This window comes from Enterobacter cloacae complex sp. 2015409 (genome assembly GCF_041365315.1).
GTDB classification, from domain to species: domain Bacteria; phylum Pseudomonadota; class Gammaproteobacteria; order Enterobacterales; family Enterobacteriaceae; genus Enterobacter; species Enterobacter pseudoroggenkampii.
In genome coordinates, this window is the sequence record NZ_JBFTVM010000001.1 from 2,005,025 (window position 1) to 2,025,012 (window position 19,988).

Consider the following 19,988-nt stretch of genomic DNA (forward strand, 5'->3'; position numbering starts at 1 on the left):
CATCAGACCCACAGTAGCGACAGCAGGAAGACCATTTCACCGATCTCCTCCATCGCGCCCAGGGTATCCCCCGTCAGCCCGTCCAGTCGGCGGCTTAAAAAGGTCTTTACCGCGTTGACGACCATCCAGGTGATGACGCTGGCGATAAGCCCGTGCGCCCCGGCCAATAGTCCCACGAGCGCCACGCCGATGCAGAGGGTGATGACCGTCTCTTTGCCGCTGATATGGCCAAGATAGGCGTTTGCCATTCCAGCCCCTTCGCGCGCATAGCGCTGCCGGTACATGGCCAACACCATTGCCGTTCGACCGACGATCGGCGCGCAGACCAGCAGCGCAAACAGGGTATTAACCGGAAGGTGGGCCAGGGAAATTACCGCAGCGACTTTGATAAGGATGCAGAATACAATGGCCAGACCGCCATAGGTTCCCAACCGGCTGTCGCGCATAATCTCCAGCATCCGTTCGCGGGTGCGGGCAGAAAAGACGCCATCGCAGGTGTCCGCCAGACCGTCCAGATGAAACCCGCCGGTCAGCAGCACCAGCGCCAGAACCCAGGCGACCGCGCCGATATAGATCCCCCCGCCGGTCTGGCTCACCGCCAGATAGCCCAGGGCAGCCAGCACGCCAACGATCAGGCCCACTACCGGGAACCAGGGGACGCCACGGCCATACTGCGAAAATTCAACGCCGTCGCTCCACTTTTGCGGCACCGGAATGCGGGTAATGAATCCCAGCGTCGCCCACAACATTTTTAACGGCATTTAATCTTTACTCCAATTCCCGAGACAACCAGCCACACTTCCTGCGCCGCCTGCGCCAGCCTTTGGTTCGCGCGCCCGGCAATATCGACAAAATGACGCGCCAGCCGATTCTCTGGCGTGATGCTCATGCCCAGCTCATTAGTCACAATATAAACCGGCGCCGCCGACTGCTGGCAGGCCGCAATCAGGTCGTCCACCTGCTGTTGCAGCACCGCCTCAAGCGCGGAAAAATCGAGGGTCTCCGGCGACGCGCCGCCGCTGGCGTCATAGAGCAGGTTCGACAGCAGGGTGGTGACGCATTCCAGAACCACGCCTTCGCCCGGCTGCACCTGGTGGCGAATCACGTCGCCCAGATCGCGATACCCTTCCCAGGTTCGCCAGTGCGCAGGACGCTGGGCGCGGTGCTTGTCAACGCGCAGCGCCATCTCTTCATCGGTAATCACCGACGTCGCGATATACAGCACGCGCTCGCACTGCTGCGCCGCCAGCTGCTCGACGTGCGCACTTTTCCCGCTGCGCGCGCCTCCGGTGACCAAAATCATGCGCCTTCCTCCTGATGCTCCCGCATTATTTGATAGATCTTTTTAATATCAATATGTTCTCTCATCGCGCTCGCCAGGATATCAAACTGTTGCGCTTTCCAGGCGGCGTAATCTACCGCAACGTCTAAGGGCGCCAGTCCTTTGCGCTGGCGCAAGCCGTCCACCATCGCGCGCGTGAAGGCATCGTTATCGAATAGCCCGTGTAGATAGGTCCCTATCACCTGCCCGTCAGCGCTGATGGCACCGTCCGCGATGCGCTCGCCCTCTTTTTCCAGAAACAGCGCCGGGCTACCGTCGGATGTCAGTTGGGTCTCTCCCATATGGATCTCGTAGCCCTGCACCTTAATGCCCGCTGCCGACTTAAGCCACGCCGGGAGCGCCGACGCCATCTGCGCCGAGACCTGCGTCGTGGTTTTTCGCTGCGCGAAGCGGGTCACGGTATGGAGCAGACCCAGCCCCGGCTGGGTTCCCAGCCCCGACTCCACCTCATCAATGATGGTATCGCCAAGCATCTGGTAGCCGCCGCAAATGCCCATGACGGGCACGTTCTGCTGGTGGGACTGGAGCACCGCGTGCGCCATGCCGCTTTCCCGCAGCCAGGCCAGATCGCCCAGCGTATTTTTACTGCCGGGGAGAATCACGAGATCGGCCCCCGCCAGCTCCTGGGGATAACGGACATAGCGCACGCGAACATCGGGCTGCGCCGCCAGGGCGTTAAAATCGGTGAAGTTGGAGATATGCGGTACCTGCACCACGGCAATGTCGATATCGCGCTGGGCGGTTCGCAGGTATTTTCCCTTTTGCAGCGCCACACCGTCTTCATCTTCCAGATCCACATCCAGCCATGGCATCACGCCCAGCACCGGCACGCCGGTCAGGTTTTCTATCTGCTCAATACCCGAGTAAAGCAGCGCAACATCGCCACGAAATTTATTGATGATGACCCCTTTCACCCGCGCCCGCTCGCGATCGTGCAAAAGCGCCAGCGTGCCGTAGATGGCGGCAAACACGCCGCCTCTGTCAATGTCCGCCACGAGGATCACCGGGCACTGCGCCATTTCGGCCATCCCCATGTTGACGATATCGCGATCGCGCAGGTTAATCTCCGCCGGGCTGCCCGCGCCTTCCAGCACCACCACGTCATACTCTCCGGCCAGGCTGTTATAGACGTCGCGGATCTGCTCCCGCAGGCGCGGTTTGTACTCGTGGTAGCTGACCGCATCCATATCGGTTGCCACCTGCCCCATCAGCACCACCTGCGCTTTACGATCGCTGGTCGGCTTTAACAGCACCGGATTCATCCGTACGTCCGGCGTTATCCCCGCCGCCTGAGCCTGAAATATCTGCGCGCGGCCCATCTCTTTTCCCTCCGGCGTAATACCGGAGTTGAGCGCCATATTCTGCGACTTAAACGGTGCGGTACGCAGGCCATCCTGATAAAAAATCCGGCACAGCCCCGCCACCAGGACGCTTTTACCCACGTCAGAAGCGGTGCCCTGCAACATAATTGCCTGCGTCATGAGGCCTCCTTCATTACGTTTTTTTGTCGCATACGGCTGAAAAATTCATCTTCGGTTTTACATAACGGCAGGCCAAGCTGCGCGTGCAGCTTGACGAGCCAGGGCTGCGTTAATCCGGCCCGTTCAATCAGTTCGCCGCGGGCAAAGACCTCACCCGGCGCGCCGTGCGCCAGCACTTCTCCCTGACGCAGCACGTAGACGGCATCGCTCACTTCGTATATCAGGTCAATATCATGACTGGAGATCACCACGTGGTTCCCCTGCGCCACAATGCGCCTGATAATCTCGATCATCTGCGTGCGTCCTGAAGGATCAAGCCCGGCCGTGGGCTCGTCCAGCAGAAGATAGCGGGCGCCCAGCACCAGCGCCCCGGCAATGGCGACGCGCTTCTTTTGCCCGTGGCTCAGGCACTGGATCGGCTGCTGGCGAAAACGCTGCGCGTCAACCAGCGTCAGCGCATCGTCGACGCGCCGTGCAATCTCCGGTTCCGCCACGCCCAGATTGCGCAGGCTGAAGGCGATGTCGCTATCAATATCGGTATAAAAGATCTGCTGATCGGGATCCTGAAACACCGTTGCCACCTGCTGACGGAGCGCCAGCAGTCCGCGCTTGCTGTAGTCCAGCGGCTTCCCCTGCCACAGCACCGCACCCTGCTGCGGCTTCAGCAGGCCGCTCAGATTCATAAATAACGTCGACTTTCCGCAGCCGTTAGCTCCGACCAGCCCGGTGACGGGATGGGTCGAAAAATCCAGCGTCAGCCCTTTGAGCACCTGCGCCTCCTGATAGCGAAACCAGAGATCGGCGGTGGTAAGCATGGTGCGATTCCTTACAGGGGAAAATCACCCTGATAGAGTTTAATATCCAGCGTGGTCGCCATCTGCTGATAGCGAATCAGCACCCGGGTAAACAGCAAACCAACCAGCATCGCCAGCGAGCGATAGCCCTTTGGCAGGCTACGATAGCCAAAACGCAGCGTCTGCGCGCGGTGAATTGCCAGCGCTTCGTCTAACAGAATAAAAATAAAGCGCCAGGTCAGCAGGATCTGCTCGGTAAGCAGGCGCGGCACGCGCGCCCGCTTAAGCAGCACAATCAGCTGCGGAAACGGCAGGTTCAGCACCAGCCAGAAGGTCGCCGCCAGCGCGGCAAGGCTGCGCCAGAAGGTTTCATTGGCGGCAGTCAGCCCGGACGCGGTTATCCCCAGCCAGTAGTGCCCCACCGGGACGCCTGCCGCCAGCGTGTTCGGGTCACGGGTGACGCTAAAGAGGATCGTCAGCACGCCGACCAGCAGAAAGCCAAACGGCAGCGCCATCCAGCGGCACCAGCGCCAGAAGGTCATCCGCAGCAGCCAGCAGGTCAGTCCCGCCGTCAACGCCAGGACGATCCCCTGCCCCAGCGGCGGCAGCGCAAACGCCAGCGTCATCAGCGCCAGCCAGAGCAGAAACTTGCGTTCCGGCGCAACGTGAGCCCAGCGGCTCTGATAGCTTAGCCTGTCAAGCCCGGTCATCACGGCGCTGTCTGCCTTTGGTGTAGCCCAAAATATAGAAAATCACCGCTGCGCCAATGGAGCCCTGGAGCGTAAACAGCAGGCTTTCAATTTCGCCGCTGGCGGGTTCATAGAGCGGCGTGAACCACGGCGTGTAATGCGGCGCCACAACCTGAATTTGATTTTCGGCTTCACCATCCGAGCCGCCAAACTCCCCCCCGTGATCGATAAAAAATGGCAGTACGATCAGAGCAAGCACCATCGCCAACAGCATCAGCGTCTTTTTCATCTCAGTGTCCTTGTGCGGTAATCAGCTGACGTTTGGTCAACTGGTCATAAATCATGACGGTTAACAGTCCCTCCGCGATGGCGATGGGGATCTGCGTCAGGCAGAAAATGCCCATGAATTTCACAATCGAGCCCGCGGCACCCGTCGCCGGGTCCGGGAACGCCGCGCCAAGCTGGACTGAGGTGACAAAATAGGTCACCAGATCCGCCAGCATCGCGCACAAAAATACCCCGACATCACGACGGAGCCCGGCACGGCAGGCCATTTTCCACACCATGTACCCGACAACCGGCCCAATCACCGCCATCGACATGCCGTTCGCGCCAAGCGTGGTTAACCCGCCGTGCGCCAGCAGCAGCGCCTGAAACAGCAGCACGATGGCGCCGAGAATGGCGACGACGCCCGGCCCGAACAGAATCACGGCGAGCCCCACGCCGGTCGGATGCGAGCAACTGCCGGTCACCGAGGGGATCTTCAGCGCCGACAGCACGAAAATAAACGCCCCGCACAGCGCCAGCAGGACTTTCTGGTGGCTATCCTCCTGCACGATACGGCGCAGGCGCACCAGTCCATACCACAGACACGGTAAGAAGATCAGCCACCACGCCAGCGCCCACATGGGCGGTAAAAAGCCTTCCATGATGTGCATCGCGAACGCCTGCTCCGGCACCACCATCAGCAATAGCGCCGCCGCCAGGCCACTTAATGACAGCTGTTTAAGCTGTTGTTCGAGTTTCATTGCGCATACTCCCACTGTTTGTTGACCAGAATGGTCGAGAAATAGGGTAACGGCTGGTCGTCAGCAACCTCATCCAGATGCCGCCAGCACTGCTCGCCGGGGAGCGTGGCTTCTGACATCATCAGCGCGCAGTTCAGCAGCCCGGCCTGCGTCAGCAGCGCTTTGATGCGCGCAAACCGGCCATAGACCTTCATCAGCACCAGGCTGTCGTGCTGCTGCAGCGCCTGCGCAATCTCCGCTTCCGGCGCGGTGCATGCGATCACCGCCAGCGACTGCTGTTCCATCGCCAGCGGCGTTTTGGACCGCGCGGCAATCGCGGCAAACGACGTCACGCCGGGCACAATTTCCAGCCAGTCCGGGCTGCCGATGCGCTGAAGTAAGAACACCCAGGTACTGAACAGCATCGCGTCGCCCAGGGTGATAAAGCCAACCAGCTTTCCGTTGTTCACCTCCGTTACTAACGCGTCGGCCACCGCATCCCACACCGCCTCCTTTTCAGCGCTGTCGGCGCTCATGGGAAAGTGGCAGCAGCGGATTTCAGTCTGCTCACCGACATATTCACGAACGATAGAAAGCGCCAGACTGTCGCCCCCTTTTCGTCCCGCCGGGGCGTAGAGAATATCCAGCGAACCGAGGATCCGTGAGGCGCGCACGGTGATAAGGTCAGACGCGCCCGGCCCGGTACTGAGGGCGTACAGTTTGCCGCTCATGCTGCCTCCTCCATCGCCACGCTCAGCGCCTGCTGTAAATGGGCGACGAACATCGCGCGCACCGCCGGGTTTTCGCCCAGCCCGCTTAGCCACGGCGTTGCCGGGATCCCGGCAGCGTTAAACAGCGTCTTCCAGGAGTCCTCGTCATCAGAGGCCATATCGTTAATGGCGTGATCGCCCGCCACCAGCATCAGCGGCATCAGATGCACGGCGGTGACCCCTTGTTTACAGAGGCTCTCAATCAGGATGTCGACTTCCGGATAGCTCTCCACCGCGCCGACGCGGGCCGGGAAGCCCTGGGCCATCATCATGTGGTCGAGACAGGCATAGGCCGCAAAGGCGTGATGGCTGGCGCCGTGGCCCATAAATACCACTTTTTCCGTGGCCCCAAGCGTCGGCATCTGCTGTTGTAAGGCGCACATTAGCTGCGCGTAATCGTCGTGGCTGCTCAACAGCGGTACCCCCAGCGTCAGGCGGGTAAAGAGCGGGCGCAGGCTCTGCACTTCACGGACGATTTTCTCGTACTCATCGCCGTTGATGATGTGCAGGGACTGGATCGCCACGTCCTGATATCCCTGAGCCGCAAGCTTTTTCAGCGCCTGCAGCGGCGTATCGATCTCAATGCCGTCACGCTGTTTGAGCTTGCGAATGATCATCCCGGAGGTGAATGCCCGAAACAGCTCGCGGTCAGGGCAGCTTTCCGCCAGCGCACGCTCGCAGGCCACAATGTTTTTCTCGCAGGTATCGTGGTAGCTGGTACCAAAGCTGACCACCAGAAGCGCCTTTTTCATCTCTAACTCCTTAAGCAGCGGCCAGCCAGCGGGCTAAGCGCCCGGCGAATGCGGCCTGACTTTCCAGTAACTCTTCTCCCGTCACCAGCGGCGCCGGGCGTGTAATCACGATGCAGGGGATGCCCGCATCCAGACAGGGTTGAACCTTTTCCCGATAGCCGCCTTCCGCACCGGACGCTTTGGTGATCATCACGTCAGCCCGGCACTGGCGATAAAACGCCGCGTTAAACTCAGCGCTGAATGGCCCGCACATCGCGAAGATCTCGGTAACGCCAAAGCCAAGCCCGGCGCATTGCTCAAGGACCTCGGGCACCGGCAGCACCCGGGCCAGCAGCGTTTTCTCCAGCAGCCCGGCGCGCCAGCGCGCCAGATCTTTACTGCCGGTGGTCAACAGCACGCGTTCGCCCAGCCGCCGCGCGATGTCGCAGGCCTCTTCTATGCCCGGCACGCTGTAGAGCAGCGGATGCGTCAGCTCGCTGAGCTGTTCGGGGCGCTGATAGCGGCTAAGCAACACGCCCACCGTTTCACAGGCCGCCAGGATGTTGCGGCTGACCACCTCAGCGTAGGGATGCGAAGCGTCAATCACCCAGCGGGTCCTGTTTTGCGCAAGCCAGTTAACCATCTGCTGCTGCTCCAGGCGGCCACAGCGCACCCGGCCGTTAATGTCGCCCGCCAGCCGCTGCCCGGTGGCCGTCGCCACCGACAGGGTGTAGGCCACGCCGGCCGCATCCAGCTGCTGGCAGATCGCGCGGGCATCGCTGGTGCCGCCCATGACCAGCACGTCGCCATAGTTCACAGCACATAGCCCCGGGGTGTGATCATCAGCCCCTCCTGAACGTAGGTGGCCTTATTTCCGACGATCACCAGGCTTGTCATATCGACCGGCTCAAAGTCCATGTCGCCCAGCGTGGTCAGCCACTTCTCCTGCTTTTTGCGCCCGGCAGACTTCACTACCCCTACCGGCGTTTGCGGGCTTTTGCTGGCGGACAGCAGCTCAAACGCCCGTGCCAGATGGCCCTCGCGACCCCGGCTGCGCGGGTTATAGAAACAGATGACGAAGTCCGCTTCTCCCGCAGCAACAATGCGTTTTTCAATGACCGGCCACGGCGTCAGCAGATCGCTTAAGCTGATGTGGCAAAAATCGTGCATCAGCGGCGCGCCAAGCAGAGACGCGGCGGCGATACTGGCCGTCATCCCGGGGATCAGGCGAACCTCAACGTCCAGCTTCTGTTTGCTGACCAGGTCCAGCACCAGCCCCGCCATGCCATAAATACCGGCGTCGCCGCTGCTGATAAGCGCGACGTTATGCCCGGCCTGCGCCAGCTCGATCGCCGCCTGACAGCGTTCAATCTCTTTGCACATCCCGGTTTTGATCACCTGTTTGTCGCCGGTGAAGGCCTTCACCAGATGGGTATAGGTTTTGTAGCCAACGATGATTTCTGCCGCCTGCAGCGCGTCTACGGCTTCCATGGTCATCATGGCCTGCGAGCCCGGGCCGATTCCAATTACGGTTAACATCAGTGTGAAACTCCCAAAGTGATAGTGACGCCCTGTTCGCGCAGGGTTTCTCCTCGTAGTTGCCCATGGCTCAGCAGCCACGCTGCCGGTCCCGAGACGCTCCCCACCCCAACCGTCTGGCGTACAAACGGTGAAGCCGGAAAGCGGTGTTCGTGCTCACGCAGCGCGTCAGCGGTAAAAGTTTCAAACGGCACACCCCAGCAGGCGGCAAGCTGAAGCAGGCCCGCTTCGTCTTTTTTAAGGGAGACGCTGCCAATCGCTTTCAGCGCCAGCGGATCGAACTGATGCGCCGCAAGCTGGCGCATTAACAGGGTCGCCAGCAGCGGATACGGCGTGTCGCGTCGACAGCCGATGCCCGCCACGACCCGCTGGGGAACCAGCGTCCAGTGCGGTAACGGCAGTTCCGGCAGCGTGTTGCGCAGCGTAATGCACACCAGCGCATCCAGTTCCGGGAGGTGCTGCAGGTCGCTCACGGTGATAAACCCGCGCCGATCGCACCGGCTGACGTCGTCGTCGAGTTCCGCATCCCACCACAGCCCTACCCGCTGATGACTCACCAGCATCTGGTTGACGATTTTCACCGTCGTTCGGAAATCGCGCATTCGGGCATTCAACTGGAAGGCAAGGGTATCCAGCGCGGCCATCTCGTTGACGTCCGTGGCGGTGGTAATCACCGGATCCGCCCCCAGCATTTCCGCCAGATAGCGGGTCAGCGCATTCGCCCCGCCAGCATGGCCGGAAAGCAGGCTAATCACGTGCTGCCCACGCTCGTCGATCACCACTACCGCCGGGTCGCTCAGCTTGTCGTGGATGAGTGGCGCCAGAACGCGCACCGCAATGCCGGTGGCGCCGATAAAAATCAGCGCCGGGTAGCGCGTGAACGCCTCGCGCACCGCCGGGGCAAAGCCGCCATCGAAGGAGATAAAGCCCTCTTCCCGCAGGCCCTCGCTGGTAAAGCAGGTGACCGGCAGCATTGCCGCCAGACGCTTCGCCAGCCGCACGCCGCCCGGCGTCAGGCAAAACAGCGCGATGGGCTCAGGCTTTACGGTATTCATGGCTAAAATCCGCGGCATAGAGTTTTGAGTAGTGATACTCCTCGCCCAGGAACTTCCCGACCAGAATGAGCGCCGTTTTGCGGATCCCCGCCTCGCGTACTTTGTCGGCGATATCCGCCAGCGTGCCGCGGACGGTGTGGCTTTCCGGCCAGGTCGCTTTATAAATGACGGCAACGGGCGTGGTGGCCGGATAACCGCCTTCAATCAGGCGTTCCGCCACCCGGTGAATACGCTGGACCGAGAGATAAATCGCCATCGAGGTCTGATGGCTGGCAAATGACTCCAGCTGTTCACGTTCCGGCACCGGCGTGCGGCCTTCGAGGCGGGTAATAATCAGGCTCTGCGAGACTTCAGGGACGGTGTATTCCACCCCAAGCTCCGCCGCGGCGCCGAGGAAAGCGCTGACGCCGGGCACCACCTGCCAGGCAATGCCGCGTTTGGTCAGCTCTTCGCCCTGCTCGCGAACGGAGCCGTAGAGCGAGACATCGCCGGTCTGTAAACGTACCACCGTTTTTCCGGCCTTCACGCCCGCCGCCATCAGGTCGATTATCTGTTCTAAATGGAGTTCCGCGCTGTCGTGGCATTCGGCTCCCTGCGGGCAATACGCCAGCAGCTCGGTATTGATCAGCGAACCGGCATAGATAACCACCTGCGCCTGCTGCAGCAGCCGGTAGCCCTTGAGCGTGATGAGCTCACGGTCACCAGGACCGGCACCGACAAACCACACGCAACGGGAATCAAACGTCTCAGACATGGTGTTCTTCCTTCTGACAGGCGATAACAAAAACGGGATTATTCGGTTTGAAATAGTGACCGCTGCCGAGCGGGGTCAGCGCGGAAACCTGCATTTGCAGGCAATCAATGTTCTGGACGCCGATCTGCTGCAGATGGGCCATCGCGGTAGTGAGGTTTTCCATCAGGATAAACGTCATCACCAGACGTCCGCCGGGATGTAGCTGGCGCAGGGACCAGTCAATAAGCGAGGTCAGATGGCCGCCGCTGCCGCCCATAAAGACCGCATCGGCCTTATCCGCCACCGGTAACGGCGCAACGCCCGGCAAAATCGCGATATTGCGACAGGCAAAATGCTGGCGATTTTCCGCAAGCAGCTGCAGAGCCGCAGGGTTACGCTCTATGGCCGTCACGTGCAGCGAGGGAAACAGCAGCGCCGCCTCTATCGACACGCTCCCGGTTCCCGCACCGACGTCAATCAGGTGGCTGGCGCGATGCAGCTCGAGCTTCGTGAGGGCCAGCGCGCGTACCGCCTCTTTGGTCATCGGCACCGTTTCGCCGCGCAGAAACAGTTCATCTTTCATCGAGGATCACCACCGCATTCATCTCATAGTCGGCACTGACCTCACTGACGGGCAGCCAGTGGATCCGTTCATTTTCCATCGCCAGGTTTTCACCAATCACCATCCAGCGATGGCCCTTCCCGCGCGCCACCAGCTGCGCGGCAATCTCTTTCGGCCCGCACTGGCTATCGGTGACCATCGCCACTTTGCGATGCCGTGCCAGCTCGTCAACATTTACGCTGCGGCCATGGCTGCTGGTGAGCCACATCTCATTCATATCAATGCCCGCCTGCGCGCACAGGTACTGCACCGCGCTGATGCCGGGAATAATGCGCACGCGCGCCATACCGAAATGCGCCACCATCCGCGATCCGATGCCGTAAAAGAGCGGATCGCCGGAGGCCACAATCACCACCTTTTTCTCCTGACGCGCCTCAACCCAGGCCAGCAGCGCCGGAATGTTGGCCCCCAGGACAAACGTCTCGCCGCAAAACGCCGGGAACTGCAGCAGATGGCGTTTTCCGCCGACCAGCGCATCGGCGCGATCGATAGCTTCACGCGCGGCGGGCGTCATCAGGCGCAATCCCGCAGGCCCCATTCCCACGACCGTTAACATTGCAGCGCCCGGGCAATCGCCTCGACCGGGCGGTTGCTGCCCAGCACCTGGTTATCAAAGGAAAACAGAATGGCGTCACAGGTCGGCGGATTTTTGGTAAAGCGCAGCATCTGCATTACGCGCAGGCAGATCCGTTCGGCGAGATGGCTGTAAAGCGCCTGAAAACCCCAGGTTTCGATGTGTTCCATCGCCGCTTCGGTGGTATCGCACTCGCTGACGACGGTGAGTAATTCCAGCGGCGCACCGAGCAGCGCCAGATGCGCCACCAGCGTTTCCATACGCGCATCGGCGATATGGCTGTGGGTGTGGAATATCCCGGCGGCAATTTTGATGAGCTTGCCGGGATGGCCGACCAGCACTATCTGGCGAAACCCCAGCCGCACCGCCTCTTCAATCATGTAGCCGACAAAGTTGCTCATGGTGACCACGACATCTTGATCAATGCCCATCTGCTCGCGCACAAAGCGCTCGCCATGATTGCCCGGCACCAGCACGACCCGCTCCAGCCCGGCCGCGCGTTTAATCTCCAGCTCCAGAGAAAGCGAGCGTTTCCAGCTCTCCTCTGACATCGGCGTGACAATGCCGGTGGTGCCGATGATCGAAATACCGCCCAGGATCCCGAGGCGTGAGTTGTAGGTTTTCTGCGCCCGCTCTTCGCCTTCAGGGGCGAAGATTTCCACGTTGGCCCCGCGCGTCGGGCCAATCGCCTCGCGCACGGCGGACTCAATGGTGTGACGCGGCGTGCGGTTGATCGCCGCGCTGCCGATGGGCAGGCCGATGCCTTTGCGCGTCACGGTCCCCACGCCCTCGCCGCCCGCCAGCGTAATCTCGCCGCTGTCGTTGAGCGTCACGCGGGCGAAAATCAGCATGCCGTGGGTGGCGTCAACGTCATCACCGCCGTCTTTGCGGATGGCCGCAATCGCCTGCTGCCCTTCAATGTGCGGCGATTCCACGTTCAGACACAGCGTGACGCCGGAGGGTGTCACAATGGAGACCTGATGAATCAGGTGCTGGCGCAGCACCATCAGTGCGGCGACTTTCGCTGCCGCGGTCGCGCAGGAGCCGGTGGTGTAGCCTTTACGTAATGCCTTCCCGTTATGCCATACCGGGGCATCGAAGGTGGAATCGCTCATCGCGCCCCCTGCAGGTAATAGAGCATGGCGTTTACAATCGCCGCCGCCACATTGCTGCCGCCTTTGCGCCCGAGTGCCGCAATCGCGGGCAGATGGCTGTGCGTCAGCGCCTCTTTCGATTCCGCCGCCCCCACAAACCCCACCGGGACGCCCACCACGCCGCTGACGGCAACATCATGCTCAAGCAGGCGAAACAGCGCCGTGGGCGCATTGCCAAAGACGAAGATCTTCTCGCTCTCTTCCGTCACCGCGATATCCACGGCCGCCATCGAGCGGGTGATTCCCTGGGCCTTTGCCTGTGCCACCACCCGCGGGTCGCTGATATAGCAGCGGCATTCGCCCCCGAACGTGGCCAGCAGCGTTTTGTTGATCCCGGAGAGCGCCATCGTGGTATCGGTATAGATAACGGACGGGCGACGGAGCGCCGCGCAAAGCTGCTCCAGCGCGTCATCTGAAAACCAGAGAATATCCAGCCAGTCGAAATCTGCGGTGGTATGGATCACCCGCTTGACGATCGCCTCATGCAGCGGGCTGGCGAACCGGTACTCCGGCCGCGTTTCGCGAATGATTTCGCCAATGATGTCGAAACTTTTGGCTTCAATCGCCTGGGGTTGCTGGATGTATTGCATTGTCTTTTGTCCTCAGGCCACGCCAGCCATCAGCCAGCGTGCTGCGATAAACAGCGCCAGCGCCAGGGTGGAGGAAACCCACATCAGTCGAATCGTTCGGGAAATGTCGTCTACCGCAATCGGGCGCAGGGCGTCGCCGATCCACGGCTTTTCCACGCGCTGGCCAAAATAGGTGTTGGGTCCGCCAAGCCGGATGCCCAGCGCACCGGCAACCGTTGCTTCAGACCACGCGCAGTTGGGGCTGCTGTGGTTATAGCGGTCGCGCCAGCCGACGCGCAGCGCGCGGGAGGGATCCTCGCGGCATAGCCACGCCGCAACGCCCAGCAAGAGCCAGCTCAGGCGCGCGGGGATAGCGTTCGCCACGTCATCCATACGGGCGCTGATCATGCCGATCGCGCGGTATTTTTCATGCTTGTAGCCCACCATTGAATCGAGGGTATTCACCGCCTTATAGGCCATCGCCAGCGGCGCGCCGCCCAGCAGGAGGAAGAACAGCGGGGCGATAACGCCGTCGACCGTGTTCTCCGCGACGGTCTCCACCACCGCCCGGTTGATCTGTTCCGGCTGAAGCTGAGAGGTATCGCGCCCCACTATCCAGGAGAGCTTTTCGCGGCTTTCATCAAGGTCGCCTGCCCGCAGCGGGCGTTCAACGTCCCGCGCGGCGTTTGCCAGACTGCGCCCGGCCAGCACGGTAAATATCATCCACACCTCAATCGTCCAGCCCAGCCAGGGATGCACCCACCGTCCGAACGCCAGCACGCCCCAGGCTATGCCCCAGGTCAGCCCCACGACGGCCAGCCACATGACGCCGCCGCCAATGCGTAACGCCGCGTCGCTATGGCAGCAGCGGCGAACACCCCGCTGCACCGCATTGATCAGGTTGCCTATCCAGCGCACCGGATGCGGCCAGCGTTGCGGGTCGCCGATGATGACATCCAGCAACCACGCGACGCACCATGCCATCAGGGTCATAGCGCCCCCCTCGCCGCCGTCAGCCAGCGGCTGAGCATCGTGGGGCGTTGGGCAAAGTGGAGGTGCAGGTAGCTTGCGAACGTGTTGCCAACCTGCCAGCCACCCGCCCATTCCTGCATCGTCACGCCATCGCGCACTTTGCGGCACGCCAGTACCGCAGGGGTTTGGGGGGAGAAGTCGGAATAGTGAAACTCATGCCCACGCAGCACCTCCCCGCTATCGGCCAGCAGCGTGGGCTGGCGCGCCTGCGCCTCACAATAGCCAAAACGGGTCAGCCGTTTACCCATCCTGCTGTGGCCGGGGATAATATTAGCCATCCGGTGGGTGACCCCCTCGCTATCTTCCAGCGTGCTGCCGAGGTACATCAGCCCACCGCACTCGGCGTAGATCGCCACCCCGCGCCGATGCGCCTCCCGCAGGCTGGCGAGCATCGCGGTGTTTTCCGCAAGCCGTGCCGCATGCAGCTCCGGGTAACCGCCCCCGAGCCAGACCATCTGGCAGTCAGGTAAACGGCTATCGCGCAGCGGGCTAAAGCGGATAATGTCGACCCCGGTACGTTCAAGCAGCGTGATGTTATCCGGGTAATAGAAGTTGAAGGCCTCGTCATCGGCCATCGCGAGCGTTAACCCGCGCCCGGCGTCCCCGTCAGGGCGCGCGGGCCAGGCGCCCTGCGGCAGCGACGCCATCTGGCTGAGCGCGAGAAGTTGTTCAATATCCAGCGTACGTTCGAGAATGGCGGCAAAATTTTGCCAGGTCTGCGGGTCCGCGGCCGACTCCCGGGCGGTGACCAACCCAAGATGGCGCTCGGGCAAACCGACGCCCTCAACGTGCGGCACATAGCCCAGGACGGGTAGCGTGCAGTAGTGCTCAATGGCCGTTTTGAGCAGCTGATAATGTGATTCGCTGTTGACGCGATTGACAATCACCCCGGCAATATTGAGGGTAGGATCGAACCGCTGAAAGCCCATTACGGTCGCGGCAATCGACGTAGATACCGCCTTGCCGTCCACCAGCAGAACCACCGGACAGCCCAGCTGTTTTGCCATCGCGGCGGTGCTGCAATAGTTCGGATCGGTGCCGTAGCCGTCATACAGCCCCATCACGCCTTCAATGACCGCGATATCCGCCTGCTGCATATGCTCGCAAAACAGCGCGTTGAGTATTGGCTCAGGAAGCATGAAGCTGTCGAGGTTGCGGGAGGAGGTGCCGCTGACTTTGGTATGCCAGCCGGTATCAAGATAGTCAGGGCCCACTTTATACGGCTGGACGCGTAATCCACGCTGTTTTAACAGACTCAACAGGCCAAGCGTCACCGTGGTTTTACCACAACCGCTTCCGGTACCTGCCAGAACAAACGCGTACTGCTTTGCCGCCATGACCCCGATCCTGTCCAGGGTGGTTGGGAGGTATAGATACACGTCGTCCCAGTCTTTCGACTGTATGATGCATCAGTACAACCCACTTCCCACCGAAGTTGTTGAACGTTCCCGACAGGCAGGTCTTCTGGCTTAGCGTCCTCCTCGCCCGTCCTTCCCAATCTCACGATCAGTGGTCATTACGGGGTCGTCAGCATCACAGCAGCGGGGGCTGCGGGGGATTGTCACCCCCTTCCCTGCCACAAATGTGGCAAAACCTGTCGGCTTACATTATGAGAAAGAGTTCGTTCTCAAAACAGCAATGCTATTTGCGGCGCTTCAATTCACCTTAGGCAAATACTTAACCACAAATGAAAACCATGCTGAGTAAAACGTGGCGCCAGAATAATTGACGCCTTTCTCAATAACTCAACGTTTTATCACAAAAAATAAAAAGCAAAGATAATCACGCTTAAAATCTCAATATTTATTGTTCTATGACAAGTTATTGCACTACTTGATATTTTTTCATTTTATTGTGATCAAAATTCATCAGGATATTAAAGCCCGGTAAAAACATAATATTGCTGTTCAACGTAAGTCAGTGTGATTTCATTGATGCATTACGCGTTCAGCAGGATCGCAAAATAATATGGAGACTATCCAGGTCGTAATTTGCGGTATATCAAGGTAAGAGGAATATCCTCATGACACTATGCTCCAGGAATTTCTGACCAGTAAGGTGGAAACGTGGCTGTTGCGCAATGCCCCGCGTCGTGCGGTGAGCTTATCCAGGGCTGGATTTTGGGCAGTGAGAAGCTGGTCTCCTGCCCTGTCGAATGGTACAGCACCGTTGAGGTGAGCCACGGCTCACCCTTGGCGGATGAACGCCCGCTGTCGCGCGCGATGGTCGAGCGATTGTTGCAGCACTGGCACTATCCGGCGCAGCTAAGCCTGGATATCCGCATTGACGTGCACTCGACCATCCCGGTTGCCAAAGGGATGGCCAGCAGCACCGCGGATATCGCCGCCACCGCCGTCGCCACCGCCCACCATCTGGGGCGTCAGCTCGACGAAAGCACGCTGGCAACGCTTTGCGTTTCGCTCGAACCCACCGACAGCACCGTGTTTCGCCAGTTGACCCTTTTCGATCATAACGACGCTTCCACGCAGATCGCCTGCGACGTCCAGCCCGCTCTCGACCTGCTCGTTCTGGAAAGTCCGCAAACGCTGCGTACGGCAGATTACCACCGCATCCCGCGTCAGGCGGGGCTACTGGCCGGTTCGCCAGCGCTGGAACGCGCGTGGGAAAAAGTCCAGGAGTCCTGCATAACGCAAAACCCTTATCGGATGGGCGAAGCGGCCACCCTCAGCGCCATTGCCAGCCAGACGCTGTTGCCTAAACCGGATTTTGACGCACTGCTCTCACTGGTGGAGGAGTGCGGTATTTACGGGGTGAACGTGGCGCACAGCGGCAGCGTCGTGGGTCTGATGCTGGACAGAAATAAAGACGATGTCGATTATGTGAAATGGCTGCTGGTAAAAAAACAGCTCACCCGCCACTGGCCTGAACAACACCTGCTGCGGATGGTAAAAGGCGGCGTGACGCTACTCTGACAGCAGCCTGTGCTGAATGAGCCACTCGACCTGCTGCCTGACCTCCTGCTCGTGCTCCTGCGCTAAAGCCTGCTGCAGCGGAGCATACCGGAAGAACGCGGCCCAAAATGCACGCTTGCGCTCCCGGTCACCGCATGCGCGATTAATCCGTTCACGAAGCGTCCCCGCCAACTGCACGCTTTCCCGCATGCCCGGAGGAAGGTGGGCGGCGACATGCGCTTTGAGGATCTTGCTGTACACCGGCGCGTTGCCCCCGCAGCTCAGCGCAATAATGACCGGCGAATGGTCGATAATGGCCGGTGAGATAAAGGTGGCAGTCGAAGGATCGTCCGTGACATTGCAAAAGATACGCTCCGCGCTGGCGGCCGCGGCGACCTGACGGTTCACCTGCGGATCGCTGGTCGCGGCAATGACCAGCCAGCACGACTGCAGATACTGCGGCGAAAACGTCGCCGGAAACCACTCGATGTCACCGCTCGCGTGCAGGCTGGCGAGTTCCGGCGTCAGGGTGGGCGCAACCAGATGCAGCACCGCCCCGGCCGCCAGCAGCCCCTTCGCCTTATGCGTCGCCACCTGCCCGCCACCGACGATCAGGCAGCATTTCCCCTTCAGGTTGCAAAAAATCGGGAAATAGTCCATAGCCTTAGCCTTAGCCTTGTAAAACGTGAGTCAGCGCGGCAATAAACCGGCGGTTCTCCGCCTCGGTACGGACGGCAATCCGGTAGTAGTCGCGATCGAGCCCTGGATAGTTTTCGCAGTGGCGGATAAGGATGTGATGGCCGAGCAGCGCCGCCTTCAGGTCGAAACCCGGACGCAGACAGCGGAAGAAAATAAAGTTGGCCTGCGACTCCCAGACCGCCAGCGATGAAAAGCGCGCCATCGCCTGCCACAGGAAATCCCGCTCCCGGGCGATAAAGGCGTGGCTGCGAGCAATATAGTCCTCATCCGACAGCAAATGTTGCCCCACAAGCGCCGAGAAGGCATTCACGGACCAGGGCTCACGGGTGCGTTTCAGCTGGTGAATGGTTTGCGTATTGCCGCTCAGCAGATACCCAAGGCGCAGCCCGGGAATAGCAAAAAACTTGGTCAGGGATCGCAGCAGGTAAAGATAGCGTGACTCCGCCAGCCGCGGCGCCAGCGTGGAGCCCTGCGGCAGAAAATCGATGAACGCCTCATCCACAATCAGCGCAATCTGCAGCGATTCGCACAGCGAGGCCAGCCGGTCGAGAAGACCGGCATCAGGCATGAGTCCGGTAGGGTTGTTTGGCGTCGCGATAAACAGGCAATCGGGCCTGTGCGCGCGAACGGCGTCCAGTATGGAAACATCCACCTGGAACCCGTTCTGCTCACTCAGCGCATAGTCAATTATCTCGCAACCCTGCTGCTGTAATGCCCGGCGATATTCGGCAAAGCCCGGTACCAGCAGCATCGCCCGGCGAGGGGCAAGCGTTCGCACCAGGCCATAGATCAGCTCCGTTTCGCCATTCCCGGCAATCGTCTGGTCATAGTCACACCGGCTGGCGGTGGCCAGCGCCTGATGAAGATGGCGGTATTCAACGTCCGGGTACTGCATGATGATATCCAGATGGGACACAATGAGCGACCTGACGCGATCGGGCAGCCCTAACGGATTGATGTTCGCGCTAAAGTCCACCAGCAGCTCGGGAGCGATCCCCAACTGCAGCCCCGTTTCCAGAACGTTACCACCATGCTCACTCATTCGTTTCACTCGTCCATTTCGAAAATGTCAGGATAACATCAGACCACAACCTGATTCAGCGCGATATGTGATGCGGTAAACGCCAGTATCTCCTGCAGGCTGACCACCTCACCGATGACGATAAGCGCCGGAGCATGCAGTTTTTGACGTTCAACCTCGAGGTGGATATCGGTCAGCGTACCTTTGGCGATCTGCTGACGAGACTGGCTGGCATACATCACCACCGCCACCGGCGTTTCAGCGGACATGCCTCCCTCGATGAGCTGCTGGCAGATTTCCGTCAGCCGCGTCATTCCCATCAGAACGATCAGCGTTCCGTTGATTTGCGCCAGGGCATGCCAGTTTTGCGGGTCGTTCCCCTGGCACATATGACCGGTCACAATATGAAAGCTGGAGGCGTAATGACGGTGCGTGACCGGGATCCCGGCATAGGCCAGTCCGCCAATTGCGGAACTGATCCCCGGCACAATTTCGAACGTCAGGCCGGCTTTCGCCAGCTGCTCGGCCTCTTCGCCCCCGCGGCCAAAAACGTAGGGGTCCCCGCCTTTCAGGCGCACCACCTGGCGCCCTTCCCCGGCATGCTTGACCAGCAGGGCATTGATTTGTTCCTGAGGCACCGGATGATGGCTTGGGGTTTTACCGACATCAATAATCAGACAGCCTGCCGGAGCCTGAGCCAGAAGTTCAGGGTTTACCAGGCGATCGTGAACAATCACCTCCGCATGGCGGATACAGTGCAAACCTTTTACCGTAATCAAAGACGCATCGCCAGGCCCTGCCCCTACAAGCCAAACCTTCCCTTTACTCATCGTTATATCCTCAGATTAAATATTTAAAGACGCAAGAAAGCGGGTAATTAAAATTAGTGCTGAATTATACATCCCCTCCACACGTCAAAAATTTGATGTATTTATCACTCTTTCTTAATTTTACGAATGGCGTTTATGACCAATATCAATAAAACAGTGAATACCGCCTTCCCTCTGCCATTACGACATTATTGCTTTGGTCATCATGCTTAAAAAAACATATAAATCGCCTTCAGCAATAAAACAGGCGCGCGATCACAAATATTAAAATGGTTTTGTCAGCGACGTTTACAGATAAATATCAACCCTAAAATAAAGCGCACACAAGTAACTGATATAAATCATTTTTCAATGCAACATCATTACCATCATCATTTTTGGAAGGATTTTTTGAAAATAGATCAATTGCATCCCTTTCGTCTTCAAAACACACT

Annotated in this window: 23 protein-coding genes and 1 riboswitch; of the genes, 1 reads left to right on the forward strand and 22 read right to left on the reverse strand. The window is 59.8% G+C overall.

Annotated elements, in window-relative coordinates; genetic code table 11:
• Positions 1–2: 2 nt before the first annotated feature.
• The 19 genes from cobS to ACDO57_RS09910 are packed head-to-tail and all read right to left on the reverse strand — an operon-like array spanning position 3 to position 15,429.
• Complete coding sequence (cobS, locus tag ACDO57_RS09820) at positions 3–761, reverse strand: adenosylcobinamide-GDP ribazoletransferase (protein WP_370883905.1); 759 nt, start codon at positions 759–761, stop codon at positions 3–5.
• The gene (gene cobU / locus ACDO57_RS09825) at positions 752–1,303 is read right to left on the reverse strand and encodes a bifunctional adenosylcobinamide kinase/adenosylcobinamide-phosphate guanylyltransferase (protein ID WP_024908230.1); all 552 of its coding nucleotides are present in this window, start codon (positions 1,301–1,303) and stop codon (positions 752–754) included. The genes cobS and cobU overlap by 10 nt, the downstream gene beginning before the upstream one ends.
• Positions 1,300–2,823: a cobyric acid synthase gene (locus tag ACDO57_RS09830; protein ID WP_316498442.1), complete on the reverse strand. Its 1,524-nt coding sequence runs from the start codon at positions 2,821–2,823 to the stop codon at positions 1,300–1,302. Before ACDO57_RS09830 ends, cobU begins: the two co-directional genes overlap by 4 nt.
• The gene (locus tag ACDO57_RS09835; RefSeq protein ID WP_032649044.1) at positions 2,820–3,638 is read right to left on the reverse strand and encodes an energy-coupling factor ABC transporter ATP-binding protein; all 819 of its coding nucleotides are present in this window, start codon (positions 3,636–3,638) and stop codon (positions 2,820–2,822) included. Before ACDO57_RS09835 ends, ACDO57_RS09830 begins: the two co-directional genes overlap by 4 nt.
• An 11-nt stretch (positions 3,639–3,649) precedes the next feature.
• Positions 3,650–4,327, reverse strand: a complete 678-nt coding sequence (locus ACDO57_RS09840) for an energy-coupling factor ABC transporter transmembrane protein (protein WP_024908227.1) — start codon at positions 4,325–4,327, stop codon at positions 3,650–3,652.
• Positions 4,314–4,595 carry an energy-coupling factor ABC transporter substrate-binding protein gene (locus ACDO57_RS09845; protein WP_024908226.1) on the reverse strand — a complete coding sequence of 94 codons (282 nt, stop codon included), beginning with the start codon at positions 4,593–4,595 and terminating at the stop codon, positions 4,314–4,316. The genes ACDO57_RS09840 and ACDO57_RS09845 overlap by 14 nt, the downstream gene beginning before the upstream one ends.
• A gap of 1 nt (position 4,596) precedes the next feature.
• Complete coding sequence (gene cbiM / locus ACDO57_RS09850; RefSeq protein ID WP_048989904.1) at positions 4,597–5,334, reverse strand: cobalt ECF transporter S component CbiM; 738 nt, start codon at positions 5,332–5,334, stop codon at positions 4,597–4,599.
• Complete coding sequence (locus ACDO57_RS09855; RefSeq protein ID WP_032649051.1) at positions 5,331–6,044, reverse strand: cobalt-factor II C(20)-methyltransferase; 714 nt, start codon at positions 6,042–6,044, stop codon at positions 5,331–5,333. Before ACDO57_RS09855 ends, cbiM begins: the two co-directional genes overlap by 4 nt.
• Complete coding sequence (locus ACDO57_RS09860) at positions 6,041–6,835, reverse strand: sirohydrochlorin cobaltochelatase (RefSeq protein ID WP_032649053.1); 795 nt, start codon at positions 6,833–6,835, stop codon at positions 6,041–6,043. Before ACDO57_RS09860 ends, ACDO57_RS09855 begins: the two co-directional genes overlap by 4 nt.
• A 10-nt stretch (positions 6,836–6,845) precedes the next feature.
• Positions 6,846–7,631 carry a cobalt-precorrin-6A reductase gene (locus ACDO57_RS09865; RefSeq protein WP_370883906.1) on the reverse strand — a complete coding sequence of 262 codons (786 nt, stop codon included), beginning with the start codon at positions 7,629–7,631 and terminating at the stop codon, positions 6,846–6,848.
• Positions 7,628–8,353 (reverse strand): precorrin-3B C(17)-methyltransferase, encoded by a 726-nt coding sequence (locus ACDO57_RS09870; protein WP_370883907.1) that lies wholly within the window; start codon positions 8,351–8,353, stop codon positions 7,628–7,630. Before ACDO57_RS09870 ends, ACDO57_RS09865 begins: the two co-directional genes overlap by 4 nt.
• A complete protein-coding gene (cbiG, locus tag ACDO57_RS09875; protein ID WP_370883908.1) occupies positions 8,353–9,408 on the reverse strand; it encodes a cobalt-precorrin 5A hydrolase in 1,056 nt (351 codons plus the stop codon). Before cbiG ends, ACDO57_RS09870 begins: the two co-directional genes overlap by 1 nt.
• Positions 9,389–10,162 (reverse strand): cobalt-precorrin-4 methyltransferase, encoded by a 774-nt coding sequence (locus ACDO57_RS09880; protein ID WP_024907721.1) that lies wholly within the window; start codon positions 10,160–10,162, stop codon positions 9,389–9,391. The genes cbiG and ACDO57_RS09880 overlap by 20 nt, the downstream gene beginning before the upstream one ends.
• Complete coding sequence (locus ACDO57_RS09885) at positions 10,155–10,724, reverse strand: decarboxylating cobalt-precorrin-6B (C(15))-methyltransferase (RefSeq protein WP_370883909.1); 570 nt, start codon at positions 10,722–10,724, stop codon at positions 10,155–10,157. Before ACDO57_RS09885 ends, ACDO57_RS09880 begins: the two co-directional genes overlap by 8 nt.
• On the reverse strand, positions 10,714–11,319 hold the full coding sequence (locus tag ACDO57_RS09890; protein ID WP_090417456.1) for a cobalt-precorrin-7 (C(5))-methyltransferase: 606 nt from the start codon (positions 11,317–11,319) through the stop codon (positions 10,714–10,716). The genes ACDO57_RS09885 and ACDO57_RS09890 overlap by 11 nt, the downstream gene beginning before the upstream one ends.
• Entirely contained in the window at positions 11,313–12,452 is a 1,140-nt protein-coding gene (gene cbiD / locus ACDO57_RS09895) for a cobalt-precorrin-5B (C(1))-methyltransferase CbiD (protein WP_248163818.1), read from the reverse strand. Before cbiD ends, ACDO57_RS09890 begins: the two co-directional genes overlap by 7 nt.
• Positions 12,449–13,081 carry a cobalt-precorrin-8 methylmutase gene (locus ACDO57_RS09900; RefSeq protein WP_047040039.1) on the reverse strand — a complete coding sequence of 211 codons (633 nt, stop codon included), beginning with the start codon at positions 13,079–13,081 and terminating at the stop codon, positions 12,449–12,451. The genes cbiD and ACDO57_RS09900 overlap by 4 nt, the downstream gene beginning before the upstream one ends.
• A 12-nt stretch (positions 13,082–13,093) precedes the next feature.
• Complete coding sequence (cbiB, locus tag ACDO57_RS09905; RefSeq protein ID WP_370883910.1) at positions 13,094–14,053, reverse strand: adenosylcobinamide-phosphate synthase CbiB; 960 nt, start codon at positions 14,051–14,053, stop codon at positions 13,094–13,096.
• The gene (locus ACDO57_RS09910; RefSeq protein WP_370883911.1) at positions 14,050–15,429 is read right to left on the reverse strand and encodes a cobyrinate a,c-diamide synthase; all 1,380 of its coding nucleotides are present in this window, start codon (positions 15,427–15,429) and stop codon (positions 14,050–14,052) included. The genes cbiB and ACDO57_RS09910 overlap by 4 nt, the downstream gene beginning before the upstream one ends.
• A gap of 99 nt (positions 15,430–15,528) precedes the next feature.
• Positions 15,529–15,705: riboswitch (cobalamin riboswitch) on the reverse strand.
• A gap of 453 nt (positions 15,706–16,158) precedes the next feature.
• On the opposite strand from ACDO57_RS09910, the gene ACDO57_RS09915 reads away from it, so the two are divergent.
• Entirely contained in the window at positions 16,159–17,025 is an 867-nt protein-coding gene (locus tag ACDO57_RS09915; protein ID WP_370883912.1) for an L-threonine kinase, read from the forward strand.
• Here ACDO57_RS09915 and ACDO57_RS09920 read toward each other — a convergent pair.
• From ACDO57_RS09920 to cobA, 3 genes are read right to left on the reverse strand one after another with little or no spacing between them, the layout of a single operon-like run.
• Positions 17,017–17,664 carry a bifunctional precorrin-2 dehydrogenase/sirohydrochlorin ferrochelatase gene (locus ACDO57_RS09920; RefSeq protein ID WP_370883913.1) on the reverse strand — a complete coding sequence of 216 codons (648 nt, stop codon included), beginning with the start codon at positions 17,662–17,664 and terminating at the stop codon, positions 17,017–17,019. The two genes, ACDO57_RS09915 and ACDO57_RS09920, sit on opposite strands and share 9 nt — an antisense overlap.
• Before the next feature lie 10 nt (positions 17,665–17,674).
• Positions 17,675–18,745, reverse strand: a complete 1,071-nt coding sequence (gene cobD / locus ACDO57_RS09925) for a threonine-phosphate decarboxylase CobD (RefSeq protein ID WP_370883914.1) — start codon at positions 18,743–18,745, stop codon at positions 17,675–17,677.
• Positions 18,746–18,783: 38 nt separating this feature from the next.
• The gene (gene cobA, locus ACDO57_RS09930; protein WP_048989926.1) at positions 18,784–19,554 is read right to left on the reverse strand and encodes a uroporphyrinogen-III C-methyltransferase; all 771 of its coding nucleotides are present in this window, start codon (positions 19,552–19,554) and stop codon (positions 18,784–18,786) included.
• Between the last annotated feature and the right edge of the window lie 434 nt (positions 19,555–19,988).

What these genes read in the sequence shown, in the direction of transcription:
- cobS (WP_370883905.1), bottom strand. Translation starts at nt 761, where the DNA reads ATGCCGTTAAAAATGTTGTGGGCGACGCTGGGATTCATTACCCGCATT.
- cobU (WP_024908230.1), bottom strand. Translation starts at nt 1,303, where the DNA reads ATGATTTTGGTCACCGGAGGCGCGCGCAGCGGGAAAAGTGCGCACGTC.
- ACDO57_RS09830 (WP_316498442.1), bottom strand. Translation starts at nt 2,823, where the DNA reads ATGACGCAGGCAATTATGTTGCAGGGCACCGCTTCTGACGTGGGTAAA.
- ACDO57_RS09835 (WP_032649044.1), bottom strand. Translation starts at nt 3,638, where the DNA reads ATGCTTACCACCGCCGATCTCTGGTTTCGCTATCAGGAGGCGCAGGTG.
- ACDO57_RS09840 (WP_024908227.1), bottom strand. Translation starts at nt 4,327, where the DNA reads ATGACCGGGCTTGACAGGCTAAGCTATCAGAGCCGCTGGGCTCACGTT.
- ACDO57_RS09845 (WP_024908226.1), bottom strand. Translation starts at nt 4,595, where the DNA reads ATGAAAAAGACGCTGATGCTGTTGGCGATGGTGCTTGCTCTGATCGTA.
- cbiM (WP_048989904.1), bottom strand. Translation starts at nt 5,334, where the DNA reads ATGAAACTCGAACAACAGCTTAAACAGCTGTCATTAAGTGGCCTGGCG.
- ACDO57_RS09855 (WP_032649051.1), bottom strand. Translation starts at nt 6,044, where the DNA reads ATGAGCGGCAAACTGTACGCCCTCAGTACCGGGCCGGGCGCGTCTGAC.
- ACDO57_RS09860 (WP_032649053.1), bottom strand. Translation starts at nt 6,835, where the DNA reads ATGAAAAAGGCGCTTCTGGTGGTCAGCTTTGGTACCAGCTACCACGAT.
- ACDO57_RS09870 (WP_370883907.1), bottom strand. Translation starts at nt 8,353, where the DNA reads ATGTTAACCGTAATTGGAATCGGCCCGGGCTCGCAGGCCATGATGACC.
- cbiG (WP_370883908.1), bottom strand. Translation starts at nt 9,408, where the DNA reads ATGAATACCGTAAAGCCTGAGCCCATCGCGCTGTTTTGCCTGACGCCG.
- ACDO57_RS09880 (WP_024907721.1), bottom strand. Translation starts at nt 10,162, where the DNA reads ATGTCTGAGACGTTTGATTCCCGTTGCGTGTGGTTTGTCGGTGCCGGT.
- ACDO57_RS09885 (WP_370883909.1), bottom strand. Translation starts at nt 10,724, where the DNA reads ATGAAAGATGAACTGTTTCTGCGCGGCGAAACGGTGCCGATGACCAAA.
- ACDO57_RS09890 (WP_090417456.1), bottom strand. Translation starts at nt 11,319, where the DNA reads ATGTTAACGGTCGTGGGAATGGGGCCTGCGGGATTGCGCCTGATGACG.
- cbiD (WP_248163818.1), bottom strand. Translation starts at nt 12,452, where the DNA reads ATGAGCGATTCCACCTTCGATGCCCCGGTATGGCATAACGGGAAGGCA.
- ACDO57_RS09900 (WP_047040039.1), bottom strand. Translation starts at nt 13,081, where the DNA reads ATGCAATACATCCAGCAACCCCAGGCGATTGAAGCCAAAAGTTTCGAC.
- cbiB (WP_370883910.1), bottom strand. Translation starts at nt 14,053, where the DNA reads ATGACCCTGATGGCATGGTGCGTCGCGTGGTTGCTGGATGTCATCATC.
- ACDO57_RS09910 (WP_370883911.1), bottom strand. Translation starts at nt 15,429, where the DNA reads ATGGCGGCAAAGCAGTACGCGTTTGTTCTGGCAGGTACCGGAAGCGGT.
- ACDO57_RS09920 (WP_370883913.1), bottom strand. Translation starts at nt 17,664, where the DNA reads ATGGACTATTTCCCGATTTTTTGCAACCTGAAGGGGAAATGCTGCCTG.
- cobD (WP_370883914.1), bottom strand. Translation starts at nt 18,745, where the DNA reads ATGAGTGAGCATGGTGGTAACGTTCTGGAAACGGGGCTGCAGTTGGGG.
- cobA (WP_048989926.1), bottom strand. Translation starts at nt 19,554, where the DNA reads ATGAGTAAAGGGAAGGTTTGGCTTGTAGGGGCAGGGCCTGGCGATGCG.